Origin of the sequence: Acidisoma cellulosilyticum (genome assembly GCF_020621385.1) — a bacterium.
Classification (GTDB): Bacteria; Pseudomonadota; Alphaproteobacteria; order Acetobacterales; family Acetobacteraceae; genus Acidisoma; species Acidisoma cellulosilyticum.
Genome location: NZ_JAESVA010000005.1, coordinates 293,545 through 311,628, shown reverse-complemented (window position 1 = coordinate 311,628; position 18,084 = coordinate 293,545). Strand labels below are relative to the sequence as shown.

Annotated in this window: 18 protein-coding genes; 11 read left to right on the top strand and 7 right to left on the bottom strand. The window is 65.2% G+C overall.

The window, feature by feature from the left end; genetic code table 11:
• Window positions 1–3 precede the first annotated feature (3 nt).
• Complete coding sequence (locus ACELLULO517_RS16355) at window positions 4–948, bottom strand: aliphatic sulfonate ABC transporter substrate-binding protein (RefSeq protein WP_227308478.1); 945 nt, start codon at window positions 946–948, stop codon at window positions 4–6.
• Between the two features lie 156 nt (window positions 949–1,104).
• Between ACELLULO517_RS16355 and ACELLULO517_RS16350 the strand changes: the two genes are divergently transcribed.
• The 8 genes from ACELLULO517_RS16350 (at window position 1,105) to ACELLULO517_RS16315 (ending at window position 9,556) form a co-directional block, all read left to right on the top strand.
• Window positions 1,105–1,965, top strand: coding sequence for an ABC transporter permease subunit (locus ACELLULO517_RS16350; protein WP_227308477.1), 861 nt, complete (start codon window positions 1,105–1,107; stop codon window positions 1,963–1,965).
• Window positions 1,962–2,723: an ABC transporter ATP-binding protein gene (locus ACELLULO517_RS16345; RefSeq protein WP_406566272.1), complete on the top strand. Its 762-nt coding sequence runs from the start codon at window positions 1,962–1,964 to the stop codon at window positions 2,721–2,723. The genes ACELLULO517_RS16350 and ACELLULO517_RS16345 overlap by 4 nt, the downstream gene beginning before the upstream one ends.
• A 171-nt stretch (window positions 2,724–2,894) precedes the next feature.
• Window positions 2,895–3,356, top strand: a complete 462-nt coding sequence (locus ACELLULO517_RS16340; protein WP_227308476.1) for a MarR family winged helix-turn-helix transcriptional regulator — start codon at window positions 2,895–2,897, stop codon at window positions 3,354–3,356.
• Entirely contained in the window at window positions 3,353–5,533 is a 2,181-nt protein-coding gene (locus ACELLULO517_RS16335; protein WP_227308475.1) for an FUSC family protein, read from the top strand. The genes ACELLULO517_RS16340 and ACELLULO517_RS16335 overlap by 4 nt, the downstream gene beginning before the upstream one ends.
• A gap of 4 nt (window positions 5,534–5,537) precedes the next feature.
• The gene (locus tag ACELLULO517_RS16330; RefSeq protein ID WP_227308474.1) at window positions 5,538–5,735 is read left to right on the top strand and encodes a DUF1656 domain-containing protein; all 198 of its coding nucleotides are present in this window, start codon (window positions 5,538–5,540) and stop codon (window positions 5,733–5,735) included.
• Window positions 5,736–5,745: 10 nt separating this feature from the next.
• Window positions 5,746–6,666, top strand: coding sequence for an efflux RND transporter periplasmic adaptor subunit (locus tag ACELLULO517_RS16325; protein ID WP_227308473.1), 921 nt, complete (start codon window positions 5,746–5,748; stop codon window positions 6,664–6,666).
• Between the two features lies 1 nt (window position 6,667).
• Window positions 6,668–8,125, top strand: coding sequence for an efflux transporter outer membrane subunit (locus ACELLULO517_RS16320; RefSeq protein WP_227308472.1), 1,458 nt, complete (start codon window positions 6,668–6,670; stop codon window positions 8,123–8,125).
• 33 nt (window positions 8,126–8,158) lie between these two features.
• Window positions 8,159–9,556: an MFS transporter gene (locus ACELLULO517_RS16315; RefSeq protein WP_227308471.1), complete on the top strand. Its 1,398-nt coding sequence runs from the start codon at window positions 8,159–8,161 to the stop codon at window positions 9,554–9,556.
• 23 nt (window positions 9,557–9,579) lie between these two features.
• Here ACELLULO517_RS16315 and ACELLULO517_RS16310 read toward each other — a convergent pair whose 3' ends face one another.
• From ACELLULO517_RS16310 to ACELLULO517_RS16300, 3 genes are all read right to left on the bottom strand, one after another.
• Window positions 9,580–10,506, bottom strand: a complete 927-nt coding sequence (locus ACELLULO517_RS16310; RefSeq protein ID WP_227308470.1) for a DMT family transporter — start codon at window positions 10,504–10,506, stop codon at window positions 9,580–9,582.
• A gap of 97 nt (window positions 10,507–10,603) precedes the next feature.
• Window positions 10,604–11,401 carry an AraC family transcriptional regulator gene (locus ACELLULO517_RS16305; protein ID WP_227308469.1) on the bottom strand — a complete coding sequence of 266 codons (798 nt, stop codon included), beginning with the start codon at window positions 11,399–11,401 and terminating at the stop codon, window positions 10,604–10,606.
• A gap of 14 nt (window positions 11,402–11,415) precedes the next feature.
• Window positions 11,416–12,663, bottom strand: coding sequence for a class I SAM-dependent methyltransferase (locus ACELLULO517_RS16300; protein ID WP_227308468.1), 1,248 nt, complete (start codon window positions 12,661–12,663; stop codon window positions 11,416–11,418).
• Window positions 12,664–12,727: 64 nt separating this feature from the next.
• Between ACELLULO517_RS16300 and ACELLULO517_RS16295 the strand changes: the two genes are divergently transcribed.
• Together ACELLULO517_RS16295 and rlmN are read left to right on the top strand one after the other, a co-directional pair.
• Window positions 12,728–13,252, top strand: coding sequence for an invasion associated locus B family protein (locus ACELLULO517_RS16295; RefSeq protein WP_227308467.1), 525 nt, complete (start codon window positions 12,728–12,730; stop codon window positions 13,250–13,252).
• A gap of 65 nt (window positions 13,253–13,317) precedes the next feature.
• Window positions 13,318–14,505, top strand: a complete 1,188-nt coding sequence (gene rlmN / locus ACELLULO517_RS16290) for a 23S rRNA (adenine(2503)-C(2))-methyltransferase RlmN (protein ID WP_227308701.1) — start codon at window positions 13,318–13,320, stop codon at window positions 14,503–14,505.
• Between the two features lie 2 nt (window positions 14,506–14,507).
• Here the strand turns inward: rlmN and ACELLULO517_RS16285 are convergent, their stop codons facing one another.
• Window positions 14,508–15,407: a LysR substrate-binding domain-containing protein gene (locus ACELLULO517_RS16285; RefSeq protein WP_227308466.1), complete on the bottom strand. Its 900-nt coding sequence runs from the start codon at window positions 15,405–15,407 to the stop codon at window positions 14,508–14,510.
• Window positions 15,408–15,532: 125 nt separating this feature from the next.
• Here ACELLULO517_RS16285 and ACELLULO517_RS16280 point away from each other — a divergent pair, with 125 nt between their 5' ends.
• Entirely contained in the window at window positions 15,533–16,567 is a 1,035-nt protein-coding gene (locus tag ACELLULO517_RS16280; RefSeq protein WP_227308465.1) for an aldo/keto reductase, read from the top strand.
• A 13-nt stretch (window positions 16,568–16,580) separates the two neighbouring features.
• Here the strand turns inward: ACELLULO517_RS16280 and ACELLULO517_RS16275 are convergent, their stop codons facing one another.
• Together ACELLULO517_RS16275 and ACELLULO517_RS16270 are read right to left on the bottom strand one after the other, a co-directional pair.
• Entirely contained in the window at window positions 16,581–17,075 is a 495-nt protein-coding gene (locus tag ACELLULO517_RS16275) for a copper chaperone PCu(A)C (RefSeq protein ID WP_227308464.1), read from the bottom strand.
• Window positions 17,076–17,090: 15 nt separating this feature from the next.
• Window positions 17,091–17,849: a GolD/DthD family dehydrogenase gene (locus tag ACELLULO517_RS16270; protein WP_227308463.1), complete on the bottom strand. Its 759-nt coding sequence runs from the start codon at window positions 17,847–17,849 to the stop codon at window positions 17,091–17,093.
• Window positions 17,850–18,084: the final 235 nt, after the last annotated feature.

Genomic DNA, 18,084 nt, shown 5'->3' with positions numbered 1-18,084 from the left:
CCCTCACCCCTTCCAGGCGTTGTCGGTGACCGTGATCTTCTTCGGGATGAGCCCGAGACCGAAGAAGGTATCGGCGATCTTCTGCTGGTCGGCGAAGATTTCGGGCGTCATCGGTCCCAGCCCGTAGCCCATCCGCGGCAGCGCCTTCTGCAGCACCGGGATGGGGATACCGGTTGCGGGCCCGATCGTCGCGGCGGCAGGCCCCGGATCGGCCTGGACCTTCTTCTCCTCGGCCGCCACGGCATTCAGCAGCGCATGGATCACGGCCGGATTGGCATCCGCGAAATCCTGACGGGCCAGGAAGAACTGATGGTTCGGCACCACGCCGGTACCGTCCGCGAGCAGGCGACCGCCCGTCACCTCGGCCGCCGCGAAGAGCGGGTCCCAGGCGCACCAGGCGTCCACGCTGCCGGTGCGGAACGCCGCGAAGGCGTCCGGCGGGGCCAGGAAGCTCAACTGCACGTCCGACGGCTTCAGGCCAGCCTTCAGCAGCAGAGCGACAAGGCAGTAATGGGCGTTGGAGCCCTTGGTTGTAATCACGCGTTTGCCGCGTAGATCAGCCACCGTCTGCACCTTGCTGTCGGCCGGCACCAGAATGCCCTCGCCCTGCGGCGCGGCCGGGTCAGAGGCGAGATAGACGAAAGGCGTGCCGGCGGCCTGGGCGAAAACCGGCGGCGTTTCCCCGGTGATGCCGAAGGCGATCGCGCCCGCGTTCAGCGCTTCCAGCAAGGGCGGGCCGGAGAGGAATTCACTCCACGCCACCGTGAAACCGAGCGGAGCCAGAATCTGGTCCAGCGTCCCGGCGGCCTTCAGCAGCAGCAGTGTGCCGTATTTCTGATAGCCAATATGGATAGTCTTATCAGCAGCTTGAGCCGCATTTCGGCCCATGACGAGCCCGGCGGTGACCAAGGCCGGAGCCGTGGCAAGAAGGGATCTGCGAGAGATCATCGGACTGTCCTGAGATGGGTGATGGGCGGTTTTTTCGCAGATGCAGCATGCCGCACCCGCTTGGCGTAAGTGGTATTTGAACTATCTCATCCTCGTCAATCGTGCATATAATCCTTTAACGCAGTTGTTCCACAGTTCTGTCAGAGGAAATCCGCCATGGCCAGCGCAGCCGTCTCCGCCGCGCGCCCGCAGGATCGCGCCATATCGCTTAATGTCAGCGCCTTTCTGGCGCAGGCGCATCGCTTTACCGTACCCTTGCTGATCCTGATCGTCTGGCAGGCGCTGGATTCCTTCCATCTCATCAACAGCCGGCTGATGCCCTCGCCCGTGATGGTGGCGGAATCCTTCTGGCAATTGCTGGTGACGGGCCAGCTGCTCGGCAATCTCTGGGCCTCCCTCATCCGTGTCGGTCTCGGGCTTGGCATCGGCGTGCTGCTCGGCACCGGTTTCGGCCTCTTCGCGGGCCTGTCGCGCCTAGGCGAAGATACGGTCGATTCCACGCTGCAGATGGTCCGGACCTTGCCGCATCTGGCGCTGATCCCGCTGTTCATCCTGTGGTTCGGCATCGGCGAGACACCCAAGATCGCCCTGATCGCCCTCGGCGCCATGTTCCCGATCTACCTCAACCTGTTTGCCGGCATCCGCTCGGTCGACCGCAAGATCATCGAAGCGGCGTCGACGCTGGACCTGACCCATGCCGAGATCATCTGGAACGTGGTGCTGCCGGGCGCGCTGCCGCAGTTTCTGGTCGGCCTGCGCTATTCCGTCGGCATCGCCTGGCTGACGCTGGTGGTGGCCGAGCAGGTCAATGCCAATAGCGGCATCGGCTATCTGGTGATGAACGCGCGGGACTTTCTGGAAACCGACGTCATCTTCGTCGGCCTTATCATCTACGCGCTGCTGGGCCTCGCGACCGATTACATGGTGCGCGTGATCGAACAGCGTGCCCTTGCCTGGCGCCCGAGCTTCATCGGAACCCAGTCCAGCGGAAATCGCGCCAATCGGAGGGCTGCATGATGACCGCGATCGAAACCCGCGCGCCCATTCTGGACGAGGCCCGCCTGACGCGAGGCGAGGCCGCCGTCAGCGTCCGTGGGCTGACCCGCAGCTTCGGCGGCCCGGCGATCCTGACCGACCTGGACCTGGAGCTGGAAGCCGGCAGCTTCACCGTGCTGCTGGGCCGCTCGGGCTCCGGCAAATCGACCCTGCTGCGCACGCTGGCCGGGCTCGATCCCGCGCCGGCCGGTACCGTCTCGGTGCCGAAGGAGCGCGCCGTGGTTTTTCAGGAGCCGCGCCTGCTGCCCTGGAAGCGCGTCTGGCGGAATGTCGCGCTTGGCCTGCGTCAGGGCGATACGCGTGCGCAGGCCAGTGCGGCGCTGGCCGAACTCGGCCTGTCGCACCGGCTGGATGCCTGGCCGCTGACGCTGTCGGGCGGTGAGGCCCAGCGCGTGGCGCTGGCCCGCGCCCTCGTCCGCCGCCCCAAGCTGATGCTGCTCGACGAGCCTTTCGCGGCGCTCGACGCGCTGACGCGGATGCGCATGCAGGCGCTGGTGGCGCAGCTATGGCAGCAGCATGACCTGACGGTGCTGTTGGTGACGCATGACGTGGACGAGGCGCTGCTGCTGGGCGACCGCGCCGTGGTGCTGATCGACGGTCAGATCGGCGCCGATATTCCGATCAATCTGGATCGCCCGCGCCGTCACGGCGATCCGGACTTCATCCGTCTGCGCCAGCAATTGCTGGCGACGCTTGGTGTGGACGAGACAACCGGCTGAACCGTTCGACTTCTGTTCGAATCAACAGGCTGTGGCGGATCTCAGGGTCCGCCACATTCGTTTCCAGGCGAGCGTAAAGCGCGCAACCCTGCTCACATTTCCGTGCCTAGCTAATTGTTAGGACGCTAACTATAAGCGTCCCAGTTAGTTCGGTTCATTATCGGGGATGGGATGCGCGCTACCGAATTCGGTCGATTGATCTACCGCATATCCATCGCCTGGCGGCGGGAGATCGATGTCCGGGTCCGCGATTTCGGCCTGACGGAAGCGACCTGGCGCCCCCTGCTTTATCTTGGCCGCATGGGGGACGGACAGCGTCAGACTGACCTCGCTGCCGCCCTGATGATCGAAGCAGCGTCGCTGGTGCGGCTGGTCGATGCGCTGGAACGCGCGGGCCTCGCCGAACGCGTCGAAGACCCGGATGACCGTCGGTCCAAACGCATCACCATGACGGAACAAGGCCGCGCGATTTACGCGCGGGTCGACACCATCCATCAGGGCCTTGCCGAGACCTTCGTCAAAGACATTCCGCCTGAGGAGATGACGATCTGCGCGTCCGTGCTTGAGCGGATCGAGCAGGCCATCGAGTCTCAGTCGGCCCGAATCGAGATCGGTGACGGAGAGCAGGCGTGAGCGCGCGGCTGGCTGAGACCGGCACCGACCGACCGCGTTTCGCTGACTTCTGGCCCAGCCTGGGCCAGGCGCTGCGTCTGTCGCCCGCCCAGGCCTATGTGTTCCGCACCATCCTGGCCATGGCCATCGCCTTCTATGCGGCGCTGTGGTTGCAACTGGCGACGCCGGCCTCCTCCGCCGTGACCGTCATGATCGTCGCCAATCTTTCACGCGGCGGCCTGATCTCAAAAGGTCTGTGGCGCATTTTCGGCACGCTGACCGGGGCCGTCGCCGCCGTCGTCATCATGGCCTGGTTCGGCCAATCGCCCATCCTGTTCATCGTCGGCTTCGGCGCCTGGCTCGGGCTTTGTACTTTTGCCTCCAGCATGTTCCGCCATTTCCGGGCCTATGGCGCCGTGCTGTCCGGCTATACCGTGGCGCTGATCGCGATCGGCGCCATCCCCGAGCCCGACGATGTCCTGCAATACGCGCTGGCCCGGCTTGCCGTCGTCACGCTCGGCGTCGTCGTCTCCACCCTGGTGACCATGATCCTGCAGCCCAGCGTCACCACGGATGCGATGCGCGCGCGGTCCCGCGCGGCAGTGCGGGGGGTTGCGAAACTGCTGCTCAGCCGCGCCGACGGCACGCCGATGGACGACAAGAATTTCATCGCCGAACGGACGCGCCTGGCCGGAGAGATCGAACGGCTGGACGAGGTGATCGAGTTCGCCGGGACCGAGGCCCCCGACGTCAGCCGCCACGCCGCCAGCATCCGCCGCGGGCTCGCCGCTTTGTATGCGGCGCTGCTGTCGGTCTCGATCGCCGGGCAATCCCTCACCATCCTCGGTGAGATCGAGACCACCCATAGGAAGACCCGTCAGGACGTCTTGGCCGCTGCGCAGGAAGCCGGCGAGGATGCCCCCCAAGGCACCGCCGAACACAGCCCGTCGATCGTCGAGAAAGTTCGCGGCTTGCTGCTGGAGCTATCGCAGTTCGAGCCCCGCACCGACCGGGAGACGATCGCGATGGCCGAAAAGATCGCGGTCGGTGCGCGAGAGGTGACGGCGCTGCAATCCGCCGCGCATACGCTGGACGAAGCGACCACCCTCGCCCGCATCCACCAGGAGTTGGAGCAGCTTTATGACGCCGTGGCGCCGTTCGCGACCTGGCGCGCGCGTCAGCGGCCCTATCATCGTGGCGGCCGGCTGATCACCTTCAAGGATTACGCGACCGCTCGGCGCAACGGCCTGCGCAGCATGATCGCGGTCGTGCTGGGCGGTTTGTTCGCCTATGTCACGGCCTGGGACCAAGGCCCGACCTTGCTGCTGATTCTGGCCGCGTCCTGCGCCCTTCTGTCGGGTGCGCCCAGCGCCTCGGCTGCCAGCCTTCAATTCGCGAAAGGCATTACGCTCTCGACCCTGCTTGCCTTCGTTTGGGAGTTTTTGATCCTGCCGCATCTGTCCGGCTATCCGATGCTGTTTCTCAGCATGACGCCGGTCCTGATGATCGCGATCTATTACACGATCGTCCCCAAATACGGGCTGATGGCGCTGGGCTTCGTGATCTTTTTCATCACCCAGCTGAACCTCGCGAATGTCATGAAATACGACATCATTTCCTTCGCCAATGGCGGCATGGCTTTTCTGCTCGGCGCCTGGGGCACGGTTCTGGTCTTCCGCGTCATCCTGCCGCCTAACCCGATGCGGGATGCGAGCTATCTGGCCCGCCGCATGCGCCGTTCGACCGAACATATGATCGCAAGCTGCGGCCGCCCGCGGGGGCGGCGCGACTGGCTGGGCTGGCTGGTGACCTATAATCAGGCGATGCAGCGGCTGTTTTTGCGCCTTCAGGTCAATCCTGCGCTGCGCAACCGCTCCATCGGCGATAGCGGCGCGCTGCTCATCATCGCGCAGGAAGCCATCCGGCTGCAGTCGCTGTTGCGCGGCATCACCCTGCCCGCACCGGAAGCCGCCGAGACAGCGCGCGCCATTCGCGACCTGACCCATCTGCGCCAGCCCCGCCGCGCGGCGAAAAGTGCCGAGAGGGCGAGCGAGAGCCTGCTCGCCTTGCACGCAGCCGGCGCCGAGGCGCGACCCGGGCTGCTGCGCGTCGCCGGCAGCTTCCGCACCATCGCGGCGCTGATGCCCCAGGCGGAACACCTCCTGGCGCTTGAAGCGCCTTTGCCGAAGGGCGCATGACGGCATGTTTTCGGAAGCTCAAATCGGCAGCATTCTTTACGCCCCGATCGTCCTCTACTGCATTCTGGGCGCGATCATCTTCGTCCCGGTGCGCTTTATACTCGGCAGGCTCAGGGTGTTTTCCATCGTCTGGCACCCTGCTTTGTTCGAGGTTGCTCTGTATTTCATCATCACTGGCGCCATCGTGCTCCTAGCGGCCTGACCGGAACCCCATGTCTGTTGTCCTTCGCCTTATCCGCTTTCTGATCACGCTCGCGATCCTGGCCGTTGCGGTCTTCATCGTCGTGCAATTGTGGAACGTCTATATGCTGGCGCCCTGGACGCGGGACGGCCGCGTCTTCGCGCAAACGGTCGTGGTCGCGCCCGAAGTCTCGGGCACCGTCGTCTCGATGCCGCTGCGCGATAACGAGGCGGTCACGAAAGGCCAGGTCCTTTACCAGATCGACAAAAGTCGCTTCCAGATCGCCTTGGCACAGGCCCAGGCCGATCTCGACGCCGCTCAGTTGCAGGAAAAGAAGGCGCAGGATGACGTGGCGCGGCGCCGTGGCCTCAGCGGTCTGATTTCCAAGGAAGACGTCGTCAATACCGGCATCGCCTCCTCCGTCGCCTCGGCCAATGTCGAAGGCGCGCAGGCGGCGGTCGACCTCGCGAAACTCAACCTCGCGCGGTCCACGATCTACGCCCCGGTCTCCGGCGTCGTCAGCCATCTGCGTCTTCAGGCGGGGGATTTCGCGACGGCGGGACATCCCGATGTCGCGCTGATCGACACCGGGTCCTTCAAGGTCATCGGCTATTTCGAAGAGACCAAGATCTCTAAAATCCATATCGGCGACGCCGTCAGCATCAAGCTGATGGGCTTCCCGCAGCGCTTGACCGGCCAAGTCAGCAGCATCGGCCTCGGCATCGCCAATCAGAACGATGCCGCCAACCCGAACGGCCTGCCTGAGGTCAATCCCGTCTTCGACTGGGTGCGCCTGGCCCAGCGTATTCCCGTCTATGTCGCGATCGACCAATTGCCCGCGGGTGTCGTGCTGGCATCGGGCATGACCTGCTCGGTCAATGTCGGGCGGGAAGTGCCCGTCGCCCACGGCATCACCGGCCGCGTCCAGTCTTGGTTCGAGGATAATCTGTAAGATGCGCCGTCCCTCCTTCTCCCTGAAAGGGGCGCTGGCGCTGCCGCTCGCGAGCCTATTGGCTGCCTGCACGGTCGGGCCCAATTTCTCCAAGCCGAAGCTGGACCTGCCACCGCAATTCACTGAAAAGCCGGCGACGCCGACCGAGATCGCGCTGACGGATGCCGAGCTGACGCGCTGGTGGCAGTCCTTCAACGATCCGGTACTGAACCGGTTGGTGAACGAAGCCATCACCGGCAATCTGGACCTGCAGATCGCGCGTGACCGACTGGTGCAGGCGCGGCAGCAAAAGATCGAGGCGGCGGCCGGTGCCCTGCCGCAGATCGATTTCGGCGCCCAGTATTCCCGCGACCGGTCGAGCACCGAACTGGTCTGGCCGCCCGGCGTGGGCAATTACCAGTATTACCAGCTTGGCTTCGATGCGAGCTGGGAGCTGGATATTTTCGGCGAGAACCGGCGCGCGACCGAAGCCGCCGGCTATAATGTGGATGCGACCATCGCCGAACGCCGCGCGCTGCTGGTGAGCCTGCTGTCCGAACTCGCGACCGATTACGCGACACTCCGGTCCGGTCAGGATGAGCTGGCGATCGCCGAAAGCAACGTCAAGACGGCGCAGGATGTGCTGTCCTACGCCGAGAACCTGGAAACGCAGGGTCTTGGCACCACGGTCGCCGTGCTGCAGGCCCGCACCCAGCTGGAACAGACGCAATCGACCCTGCCGCATCTGCGCGCCGGCATCGCGGTGATGGCGCATGCCATTGCGGTTCTGCTCGGCCGCTATCCGGGTGATCTGGAGGCGATGCTGACCGTGCCGCAGCCGCTGATGGTGACGCCGGCGACGCTACCGGATTCGGTCCCCTCCGACGTCATCGCGAACCGGCCGGACGTTCATGCGGCGCTGATGCAATATGCGGCCGCCAATGCCCAGATCGGCGTCGCCATCGCGGCCGAGTTGCCGCATTTCGCGATCCCGCTGACGCTGACCCCGCAAGCGAGCCTCGCCTCGACCTTGTTCGAGGGCGCGGCCCTAACCTTCACGGCGGCGATCGAGGGCAGCCAGCATCTTTATGCCGGTGGCAAGCTCAACGCGAAAATCCGCGAAGCTCGCGCTGTCGCCGACGAGGCGCAGCTATCCTATAAATCCGCGGTACTCTCGGCCTTGCAGCAGGTCGAGGACGCGCTGATCCGCGTCATGACCGAGCGGCAGACCAATGCGTCCCTCGTTGCCTCAGTGAAGGACGCCGAGAAGGCGCTTGGCCAATCAACCGAGCTTTACCATGCCGGCCTGACAGACTTCCTGACGGTGCTGACCGACGAACGCACCGTCTTTGCCGCGCGTGACGAGGTGGCACAGAGCGATCTCGCACTCGTGACCGATTATGTCAGTCTCTATAAGGCGCTGGGCGGCGGTTGGCAGCAGATCGAACTCGACACGCCTGATACAACCGAAAAGAAATAATTTGCCGAGACAATCTGCTAGAGGCTGAGCTGAATGACCGCATTTTCCAACGCGATCCCGCAGGATGGGCTGGACCAGCCGCAGCGTTTCTGGGCCGTGCTCGCCGTCGCCCTCGGCCTCGTCATGGCCGTGCTCGACGGTGCCATCGCCAATGTGGCGTTGCCGACGATCGCGGCGGACGTGCATGTCAGCCCGCATGACAGTGTCTCGATCATCAATGCCTATCAGATCGCGGTGCTGGTGCTGCTGCTGCCCTTTGCCTCGCTCGGTGAAATCCTCGGCTATAAGCGCATCTTCCTGTACGGCGTCGTGCTGTTCACCTGCGCGTCTTTCGGCTGCGCGATGTCCTCGACGCTCGACCAGCTGACCATCGCCCGCATCTTCCAGGGCTGCGGCGCAGCCTGCCAGATGAGCGTCTCCGGCGCGCTGATCCGCTTTGCCTATCCGCGGGCGAAGCTCGGCCAGGGCCTGTCGATCAACGCGTTGACGGTCGCGGCGTCCACGGCCGCCGCGCCTTCGATCGCCTCCGCCATCCTGGCCGTCGCGCATTGGGAATGGCTGTTCGCCATCAATGTGCCGATCGGCTTCGTCTGTTTCGCGGTCGCTTATTGGGCGCTGCCGCTGAGCCAGCGTTCCACCATGCGGTATGACCTCACCAGCGCCGCGCTTTGCGTCTTGAGCTTCGGCATCGGCATGTTCGGCATCATGGGCCTGTCGCATGGCAGAAGCTGGCTTCAGGGCGCCGCGGAGGTGATCATCGGCATCCTGGCCGGCGTTTTCCTGGTGCGGCGCCAGCTGACCCGCGCCGAGCCGCTGCTGCCGATCGACCTGCTGCGCATCCCGCTATTTCGCCTATCGATCATGACCTCGATCTTCTCCTTCTGCGCGCAGTTGCTGGCCTTTATCGCCATCCCCTTCTACGTGCAGGACGTGCTCGGCCGCAGCGAGGTCATGACGGGTTTGCTGATGACGCCCTGGCCCGTTGTCCTGATGGTCGTCGCCCCCATCGCCGGCCGGCTATCCGACCGGATGCCGGCGGGGCTGCTCGGCGGGATCGGGCTCGGCCTCTATGCGCTCGGGCTGGGTCTGACCGCGCTGCTGCCGGCGCATCCGGAGAATTGGGACATCTGCTGGCGGCTGGGGATTTGCGGCGCCGGCTTCGGTCTCTTCCAGTCGCCCAATAACCGGGCGATCCTGGGCTCCGCGCCACGGCACCGCTCCGGCGGCGCCAATGGCATGCTGGGCATGGCGCGGCTCACGGGACAGACTTTGGGTGCCACGCTCTGCGCCGTGGTCTTCAAGCTGTTCCCGCATCACGGGCAGATGCAGATCGCGATGAGCCTGGCCTGCGCGCTCGCCGTCATCGGCATGGGGCTCAGCTTCCTGCGGCTGCGGCTGCCGGGCGGCGTGCCGAACGCCGCCAAGGGATAGACCGGTCCGGTCGACCCGCCGCTTTAACCGGGCAGCAAATGCTGGCTGCTCGCCCCGTTTTTGATGCGGCGCGTCTCGGCCTGGATGCCCAGAAATGTGCCGCCGACGATCAGCGCGGCACCCATGAAGGTCGCTGTCGTGACCGGCTCCGCGATCAGGAGATGGGCAAGCGCCAAACCGAACAGCGGCTCGGTTCCCATCAGCAGCGCCACGCGGGTCGGGCTAGTGCGCCGCACCATGGTGTTCTGGACGTAGAACGCGGCCAGGGTGCAGAACAAGGTCAGAAAGCCGATGCTCGCCCAAAAGCGGATCGGCGCCGCGATCAGGCTGGCGGCCGGTCCTTGCATCGCCAGCGCCACCGCCAGGGTCAGGACCGCAACGGTATTGGCCTGCAGCGCCGTCAAAGCGGTGGAGGAAAGCGTGCTGGCCGCCATGACCCTTTTGGTCGTCACCACCATCACGGCCCGCAATCCGGCAGCCAATAGCAGCAGGGAATCGCCGATCGACCAGGACGTCGCGCCGCCCGCGAGCAGCGCGATACCGATCCAAGCCAAGGCAGCGCCGACCGCGACACCGAGCGGGGGCAAGCGCCGGGACAGGCCGTAGTCGAGCATCGGCGTGAGCAGGGTGCTGAGCGAGATGATCAAGGCCGCATTGGTCGCGCTCGCAAGGGCGATACCCGCGACCTCAGCCAGGAAGATCGAGCACAGAATCGCACCGAGCAGGACGCCTCTGCCAAGGTCCGCGCGCGAGATCGCGGCCAGATCACGCCAGGCCAGCGCGCTCATCAGGAGACCGGTCAGTCCGAAGCGATAGAGGATCACGGTCAGGACGGACGCAGATGCCAGCGCCACCTTGGTGACCGGGTAACTGGCGCCCCAGATCACCGCGATGCCGAGGATGGCCAGATCGGCCCAGCCGATCGACCAAGTCTGGTCTGCTTTTCTCACGTCTCTGATCCCGATCACACCGTCCACACGACAGGGGCGGATCGCCTTCAGCTAACGGGGGAGGCGCGCAGCCTATAGAACGAAAACGCGGTGACGCTCAGGCACGCACGAAGGCCGCAGGAGTGGTTCCGACGATCGCGATGAAATGCCGCGTCATGTGGCTTTGGTCCGCGAACCCGGCATCGGCCGCCGCCTGTGCCGGCGTCACACCCTGCCGCAGCAGTTTCTGCACCATGCGCACCTTCAGACCGAGATGATAGGCATGCGGCGGCAGCCCGACCCGACGTTTGAACACATCGATCGTATGCCGCTGGCCGAGCCCGGCGAGCGCGCCGAGCGCGTCCAGGCCAATGTCCTCCGCCGCATGGGCATGGAGGAAGTCGATCATGCGCTGCACCCGCGCGTCCGGAAGGTCTCGCCGTTCGGGTGGCGAACCGATAGCCCCCACCATCGGCCTCAGCAGCGTCGCCAAGCCAGTCAGCGCCGTGTCACGCGGCATGGCCAGCGGCGAGCGATGGACCATGTCATGAAGACGCGCCAGACGGCCCGCGAGATCCGGGCTGTGGTGAAAGGACGTGCGGAAGCTGGGGGATGATGCCCCCACGCCCAGAAGCGCCCGCAATTCGTCCTCACCGATATAGAGCATCCGCTGCGACCAACCCTCGGCGTCGCCGGCCCCGCCATGATGGACATCCCCCGGATGCATGGTGACGATCGTTCCGCCCGATACGCAGTGATGCTCACCGCGGCACCAGACGGAATGGGCGCCGGCGGTAATGATGCCGAGCAAATACTCCTCATGGGCGTGCGGCTTGAACGACCGCTGCACGTAGCGCGCCGACAGCGTCTCGATCGGGCGCAGTTCGAAGGGGCGTTTGAACGATGCTTCTTCCATTTAGGGCCGTGCCGCTATCCTTTTGGCGCGGCCAGCAGCACGCGGTTGACGGGCTCCAGCGCCGCAAAAACCTCGGCCCAGGCACGGCGGAATTTGTCCGCCGCCATGCCGCGCTCGGCGAAGAATGCGGCGAGGTCCGCCACCGTCCTTTCCCCATCGATCGCCTGCAGAATGGCCGGCGCCTGCGGCGGCAGGCTGACGGGCGCGCGCAGCCCATCGAACAGGAAGGGAAGCTGGCCATTGGGCAGGATGGACTTCACCAGCTCCGACCCTGGCACTTCACGCATCACCGGCACCGCCGTATCGGCCATCGGGTCGGCACGCGTGACGGGCTCGGCGGCCCGCCGGCAATAGGCGATATGGACGCTCATATTGCCGGTCAGGCTTTCGGCGAGCGCCGCCTGCGCGGTCGCTGACAGGGACGCCGCGCGGGCGCGCAGCTTGGGGTCCGGCAGCCAGGTCGCGGGGTTGTAGCGCATCGGCTCCATGAAGGCCGCGACCGCCATCCCGGACGTGCCGAGCAGTGCCGCGAAGTCGGAAACCGTAAAGGCGCGGTCGCGGGGGTTGAGCAGCAGGTCGTACAGCCCGGCATCACCGCCCGAAATATGGTCCGAGAAATTGCGGTTGAAGCGCAGCCAGTTGCTTTCCGGCAGATGGCGCATGACGCGCTTGCCGACCTCGATCCGGGCGGCGGGCGTCTGGTCGGGCGGCGCCAGCAGCGCCAGTGCGTCTTGCACCATATAAACGCCGGTGCGGCCATGCGGCGCATAGACCATCAGCCCCATGCCGCCGCCGGGGGCGAGCACGACTTCCAGCGCCGCGAGGCCCGCCGCAGGTTCGGGCAAATGATGCAGCACGCCGCAGCAATCGATATAGTCGAAGGGGCCAAGGCCCAGTGTCGGCAGGTCGAGAATCGAGCCCTGGACCCAGTCGATATTGGTCAGATTGCGCGCTTCCGCCCGCGCGCGGGCGATGCGCATGGCGGCGAGCGACCGGTCGAGATAGGTCACGCGACCCGCATTGCCGCGCCGCGAGAGGTGGGTCGCCAGCATGATGGTGCCGTCACCGGTACCGCCACCCGCCACCAGCGCCTGCAACGGCTGCGCCTGCGGGCGCCGGGCGCCGAAAACCCAGTAGTCGATTTCCCGCAGATGCGACGGACTGCCGATGATAAGGCGCTTGGCCTCCTCCTTCGGGTCGCGGGCCGGATAGGGATAGGCCTCATACTGGGCGGCGAGCTGGGCGTCGGTGCTGTCGGTCATGCCCGCCGCTTTAAAGACTCCTGCGCGCGCTGGCGAGACATGCAGCTTATGGCGCAAGCTTCACTTGCGAAGCAGCCGGCTGGTCCCTTATCCCGTCACCATGCGCAAGATCATGATCACCGTATCGACCCTGATGGCCCTTTCCGCACCGGCATTCGCCGCTGAGACGGGCGGCCCCACCTCGCTGGGCGTCTTCTCGGACTGGACAGCCGCGTCCCTGCCGGGCTCCCATGTCTGCTACGCCTTCACGCGGGCCATCGGCAGCGCCAAGACCGCGACCGCCGCGATGATCATCGTGACCGAGCGCCCGACCTCCCGCGACGAAGTCGTGGTCAATGCAACCCATGATTATCCGGCCAAGACCGAAGTCGCGGTCCAGGTCGATGACCAGACGGCCATGTCCTTCTATACCGCGGGCCCGCACGCCTATTCCCGCGACGGCCGCGCGACCGTGATCGCGATGCAGAAGGGCAATGGCGCGAGCGCCGCCTGGGCCACGAAAAGCGAGAAGAAGCATACCGAGAAATTCTCCCTCTCAGGCTTCAGCGCCGCTTACGGCGCCATCGTAAAGGCTTGCCCCGCGAAGTGAACGCCATCCCACCCCTGAAGACCGAAGCCCGCAAGACCGAAACCAGCACGCCCTTCGTCGGCGCCATGCCGGAGGATGCGGCCCGCATCCTGGCCAAGGCGGCTTTGTTCGCCCCGCCGCCCGCGCGCATGGCGGACGGACGGCGCGAGCTTGTCGGCCTGTCGCGGGAGGAACTGATCGAGGTCGTGCGCGACATCGGGGAGGCGCCCTTCCGCGCGAAACAGATCTGGCACTGGATCTATCATCAGGGCGAGACCGATTTCTCCAAGATGTCCAGCATGGCTAAGCCGATGCGGGACAAGCTGGCCGAGCATTTCGTCGTCGGCCGGCCCTTGGCCGCCGTCACCCAGACCAGCACGGACGCGACGCGCAAATTCCTGTTCCGCTTCCGCGACGGACAGGAAGCCGAGACGGTCTATATTCCGGACCCCGAGCAGGATCGCGGCGCCGTCTGCATCTCCTCCCAGGTCGGTTGCACCCTGTCCTGCAGCTTCTGCCATACCGGCACCCAGCGCCTGATGCGCAATCTGGGTGCGGCCGAAATCGTCGGCCAGTTCATGGCCGCGCGCGACAGCTATAATGAATGGCCTAGCCCGAAGGGCGAGACCCCGCGCCTGCTTTCCACCATCGTGCTGATGGGCATGGGCGAGCCCTTGTACAATTACGAGAACGTCGCCAAGGCGATGAAGATCGTCATGGACGGCGAGGGCATCGCCTTGTCCCGCCGCCGCATCACGCTGTCGACCAGCGGCGTCGTGCCGATGATGGACCGTGCGGGCGCCGAGCTTGGCGTCAACCTCGCCGTCTCGCTGCACGCCGTGCGCGACGAACTGCGCGACGAGCTGGTGCCGCTGAACCGCAAATACCCGATCAAGGAGCTGATGGCGGCCTGCCATCGCTACCCGCCGGCGTCCAACGCGCGGCGCATCACCTTCGAATACGTCATGCTCAAGGACGTGAACGACAGCGAGGCCGATGCGCGGGAGCTGGTGCGGCTGATCGCGGGCCTGCCGGCGAAGGTGAACCTGATCCCCTTCAATCCCTGGCCCGGCAGCAAATACGAGACGAGCTCGAAGAACGCCATCCGTCGCTTCGCCAATATCGTCATGGATGCGGGCTATGCCTCCCCCATCCGCACGCCGCGCGGACAGGATATTCTGGCGGCCTGCGGTCAGCTGAAGACGGAAACCGTGCTGTCGCGCCGCCGTGCCGGTGCCGGCGATGATGCCGCAGCCGAGCAAGCAGACGCCTGAGCCTATCCGCGAAATGGCCGGTCCACCCGGCCCGATATCGCCAGATAGTCCAGTAACACGCGAATCCGAGCTGGCAGTTGGCCGGACTGCCCGACATAGACCGCGTGAAACGGCTCCTGCCGCGTAGGGGTCGTTTTCGTCGGTAGGACAATCAGCTGGCGGGATGCGATGGCGCTCCGCACCGTGAACTCCGCCAGCCTTGCCGATGCGACACCCGCCAAAGCCAGCCGCCGAATGCCCTCACCGTCGCTAACCCTAACCCGCGCGGGCGCACTTTCCCCCGGGCGCAGCCAATCGCCCGATGCGCGGGCATAGGCAAAGCCCAAACGGTCGCGAGCGGAAAGCGCGTCCGCGTCAACGGGCATGCCGTTCCGTTCGATCCAGGACGGTGCGGCGACCACCACCAGAGGCGTCTCGCCGAGTGATCGCGCGACGAGGCTGGATGCCGGCAGTTCGCCCGCCCTTATCGCGATGTCGCTGCCGTCCTTGAGCAGATCAGCCACCCTGTCGGTCTGGATGATCTCCAGGCTGATATCGGGGTAGCGGGCCAGGAAATCCGGCAGGATATCGGCCAGCACATGGGCCACATAGCTCATGGAACTGTTGATGCGGATGCGCCCCGATGGCAGCCTCGCTCCCCCAATCTCCCGCTCCGCGAGGTCGATTTCCGCCAGGATGGTCAAGGCCCGGGCGTGAAACTGCTCTCCCTCCGGGGTAAGCGCCAGCTTGCGGGTTGAGCGGCGCAGCAATGTGGCGCCCAGGCGCTGTTCCAGCCGCGTGATCAGCCTGCTGACAGCCGAGGGCGACAGGCCGAGCACATGGCCCGCACGGGCGAAGCCGCCATGCTCAACCACGCGGACGAAGGCCGCCATCTCTCCAGCGCGGTTAGGCTCCTGTCTCACTCCAGGCGTTCACTTCACGAATAACATTCCGACGTGAGGTCTAATTCATTGAGCGCTCCTGCGCCATCTTGTCTGCATGGAAAGGCGTGCAGCCTTTCACCCCATCCAGCAAGAGACCAATCACCATGGAATATCGTCATCTCGGCGCGTCGGGATTAAAGGTGCCGGTTCTCAGCTTCGGCGCCGGCACATTCGGCGGAACCGGCCCGCTCTTCGGCGCCTGGGGCAATACGGAGGGCGATGAGGCAAGACGCCTGGTCGATATCTGCCTGGAAGCGGGCGTCAACCTGTTCGACACGGCCGATGTCTATTCCAATGGCGCATCCGAGATCGTGCTCGGCCAGGCCATCAAAGGCCGCCGTTCGGAGGTTCTTCTCTCCACCAAGCTGGGCCTGCCGATAGGTGACGGAGCCAATGACGCCGGCACGTCGCGGTCGCGGATTATCCGCGCCGTCGATGATGCGCTGAGACGCCTGGGCACGGATTACATCGATCTTCTTCAGCTTCACGCCTTTGACGCGGGAACAGCGATCGAGGAAGTGCTGCAGACCCTCGATCAGCTCGTACGGGGCGGCAAGCTGCGATACACCGGGGTCTCGAACTTCTCCGGCTGGCAGGTCATGAAGTCAATCGGGCTGGCCGACCGGCATGGCTGGACCCGCTATGTGGCGCATCAGGTGTATTATTCCCTCATCGGCCGCGACTACGAATGGGAGCTGATGCCGCTGGCGCGCGACCAGGGGGTCGGCGCCATGGTCTGGAGCCCTCTCGGCTGGGGGCGCCTTACCGGCAAGATCCGCCGGGGGCAGCCCCTGCCCCGCGAAAGCCGGCTGCATGACACGGCATCCTTCGGTCCGCCTGTCGAAGATGAATACTTGTATCGCGTGGTGGACGCGCTTGCCGATGTGGCCGAGGACACCGGCAAGACGGTCGCTCAGGTCGCGTTGAATTGGCTCATCAACCGCCCGACCGTCAGTTCGGTCATCATCGGCGCCCGGAACGAGCAACAGCTTCGCCAGAATCTTGGCGCGGTCGGCTGGTCGCTCAGCCCAGCGCAGATGGCGTCGCTCGACAAAGCGAGCGACGTGACGGCGCCCTATCCCTATTTCCCCTATCAGCGACAGGCAGGTTTCGCGCGTCTCAATCCGCCGATCGTCTGAACGGGCTCGCAGGCTACATCTTCATGCCCGACATCGCAGGGGCGCCAATCGGCGCGGGCGGCATATAGGTCATCGGCTGCACGGTCACGGTGACTTTGACCGGACCGGCATGGGCGAAGGTGAGCGTGAGGGGAAATGTCTCGCCCACCGTCAGCGAATGGCTGAGACCTTCGAGCATGATATGATAGCCGTCGGGCGAGAGCATCAGCGGATGGCCGGAGCTGACCGGCAAATCGGTCACCGGATCCATCACCATCAACCCGTTCACCAAATGGCTTTGATGCAGGCTGGCCGTCTGCGCGATGGGCGTGGCGGCGGCCGTCAGCTGATCCGGCGCACCGCTATCCGTGACGGTCAGATAGACGACGGCCGGAATGGTCGCGATTGGCGTGATGCGCGACCAGGCCGCGGTGACGACGATACCGGTGCTGTCGGCGGCAAAGGCAGGGATCGTCACAGCCAGCGACAGGAAACCCGCCGCCATCGAAAGCCCCGCCATTCGCCGCATCAGCCGCTCCCGCTCTCAGGTGATCGTATAGCCGCCGTCGATCACCAGATTCTCGCCATTGATCATACCGGCAGCCCGGCTGACCAGATAGAGCACGGCATGAGCGATTTCCTCGGCCTCGCCGAAACGGCCGACCGGGATTTTGGCGCGGAACTTGTCGCCGCGCTCGCCGACCCAGGTCATCTTGCCCATGGGCGTATTGATGACGGTGGGCGATATCGTGTTGCTGGTGATGCCCTTCGGCCCCCATTCCAGAGCCAGCACCTTGCTCATGCCGATGATGCCGGCCTTGCTGGCGCCGTAAGCGACATGGTCGTCCAGCGCGACCAAGGCCGCCTGGGAGGCCATGCTGACGATGCGGCCATAGCCGCGGCCGATCATGTGGCGGCCGACCTCACGCGAAAACAGAAAGGGCGCACGGAGATTGACGCTCATCGTCAGATCCCAGATGTCGTTCGACAGCTCTGTCGCCGGGGCGATGATGCCGACGCCGACATTATTGACCAGGATGTCGATCTGGCCGGTGCGGGCGATGATCTCGGCCACCGCCGCTTCCACCGCCGCCGCATCCCGCACATCCACGACCAGACCGAAACCGTCCTGGCCGAGTTCTGTCGCGACCGTCGTGACCTCGGGGTTGGAATCGACCAGCACGATACGGGCCCCCTGCTCCGCCAGCAGAGTCGCGATGCTAAGGCCGATTCCCCGCGCGCCGCCGGTGACAAGGGCCACCTGGCCCGACAGATCATAAGCCGCGTCAATCGATGCTGGCATGTCTTCCTCCGCCTTTATTCTCATTCTTGGACCGCACGATTGTTGTGCGGTTTGGCGTTATCCCATGAGCTTGCATTGCCGCCAAGCTGGGACTGGCCGCGCCTGCCGCCACCGTTATGCCGGAGATCGTGACGTACAGCCGGCCGATGCTCGGTTGAAAAGCAATCCGACATGTCGGACTATGGGTGTCACTGGATCGCACCTATACCGCCGCCGCCATGGTGCGGCAGGTTGG

Coding starts and splice junctions, on each gene's coding strand:
- ACELLULO517_RS16355 (WP_227308478.1), bottom strand. CDS start 948: ATGATCTCTCGCAGATCCCTTCTTGCCACGGCTCCGGCCTTGGTCACC.
- ACELLULO517_RS16350 (WP_227308477.1), top strand. CDS start 1,105: ATGGCCAGCGCAGCCGTCTCCGCCGCGCGCCCGCAGGATCGCGCCATA.
- ACELLULO517_RS16345 (WP_406566272.1), top strand. CDS start 1,962: ATGATGACCGCGATCGAAACCCGCGCGCCCATTCTGGACGAGGCCCGC.
- ACELLULO517_RS16340 (WP_227308476.1), top strand. CDS start 2,895: ATGCGCGCTACCGAATTCGGTCGATTGATCTACCGCATATCCATCGCC.
- ACELLULO517_RS16330 (WP_227308474.1), top strand. CDS start 5,538: ATGTTTTCGGAAGCTCAAATCGGCAGCATTCTTTACGCCCCGATCGTC.
- ACELLULO517_RS16325 (WP_227308473.1), top strand. CDS start 5,746: ATGTCTGTTGTCCTTCGCCTTATCCGCTTTCTGATCACGCTCGCGATC.
- ACELLULO517_RS16320 (WP_227308472.1), top strand. CDS start 6,668: ATGCGCCGTCCCTCCTTCTCCCTGAAAGGGGCGCTGGCGCTGCCGCTC.
- ACELLULO517_RS16315 (WP_227308471.1), top strand. CDS start 8,159: ATGACCGCATTTTCCAACGCGATCCCGCAGGATGGGCTGGACCAGCCG.
- ACELLULO517_RS16305 (WP_227308469.1), bottom strand. CDS start 11,401: ATGGAAGAAGCATCGTTCAAACGCCCCTTCGAACTGCGCCCGATCGAG.
- ACELLULO517_RS16300 (WP_227308468.1), bottom strand. CDS start 12,663: ATGACCGACAGCACCGACGCCCAGCTCGCCGCCCAGTATGAGGCCTAT.
- rlmN (WP_227308701.1), top strand. CDS start 13,318: ATGCCGGAGGATGCGGCCCGCATCCTGGCCAAGGCGGCTTTGTTCGCC.
- ACELLULO517_RS16280 (WP_227308465.1), top strand. CDS start 15,533: ATGGAATATCGTCATCTCGGCGCGTCGGGATTAAAGGTGCCGGTTCTC.
- ACELLULO517_RS16275 (WP_227308464.1), bottom strand. CDS start 17,075: ATGCGGCGAATGGCGGGGCTTTCGATGGCGGCGGGTTTCCTGTCGCTG.
- ACELLULO517_RS16270 (WP_227308463.1), bottom strand. CDS start 17,849: ATGCCAGCATCGATTGACGCGGCTTATGATCTGTCGGGCCAGGTGGCC.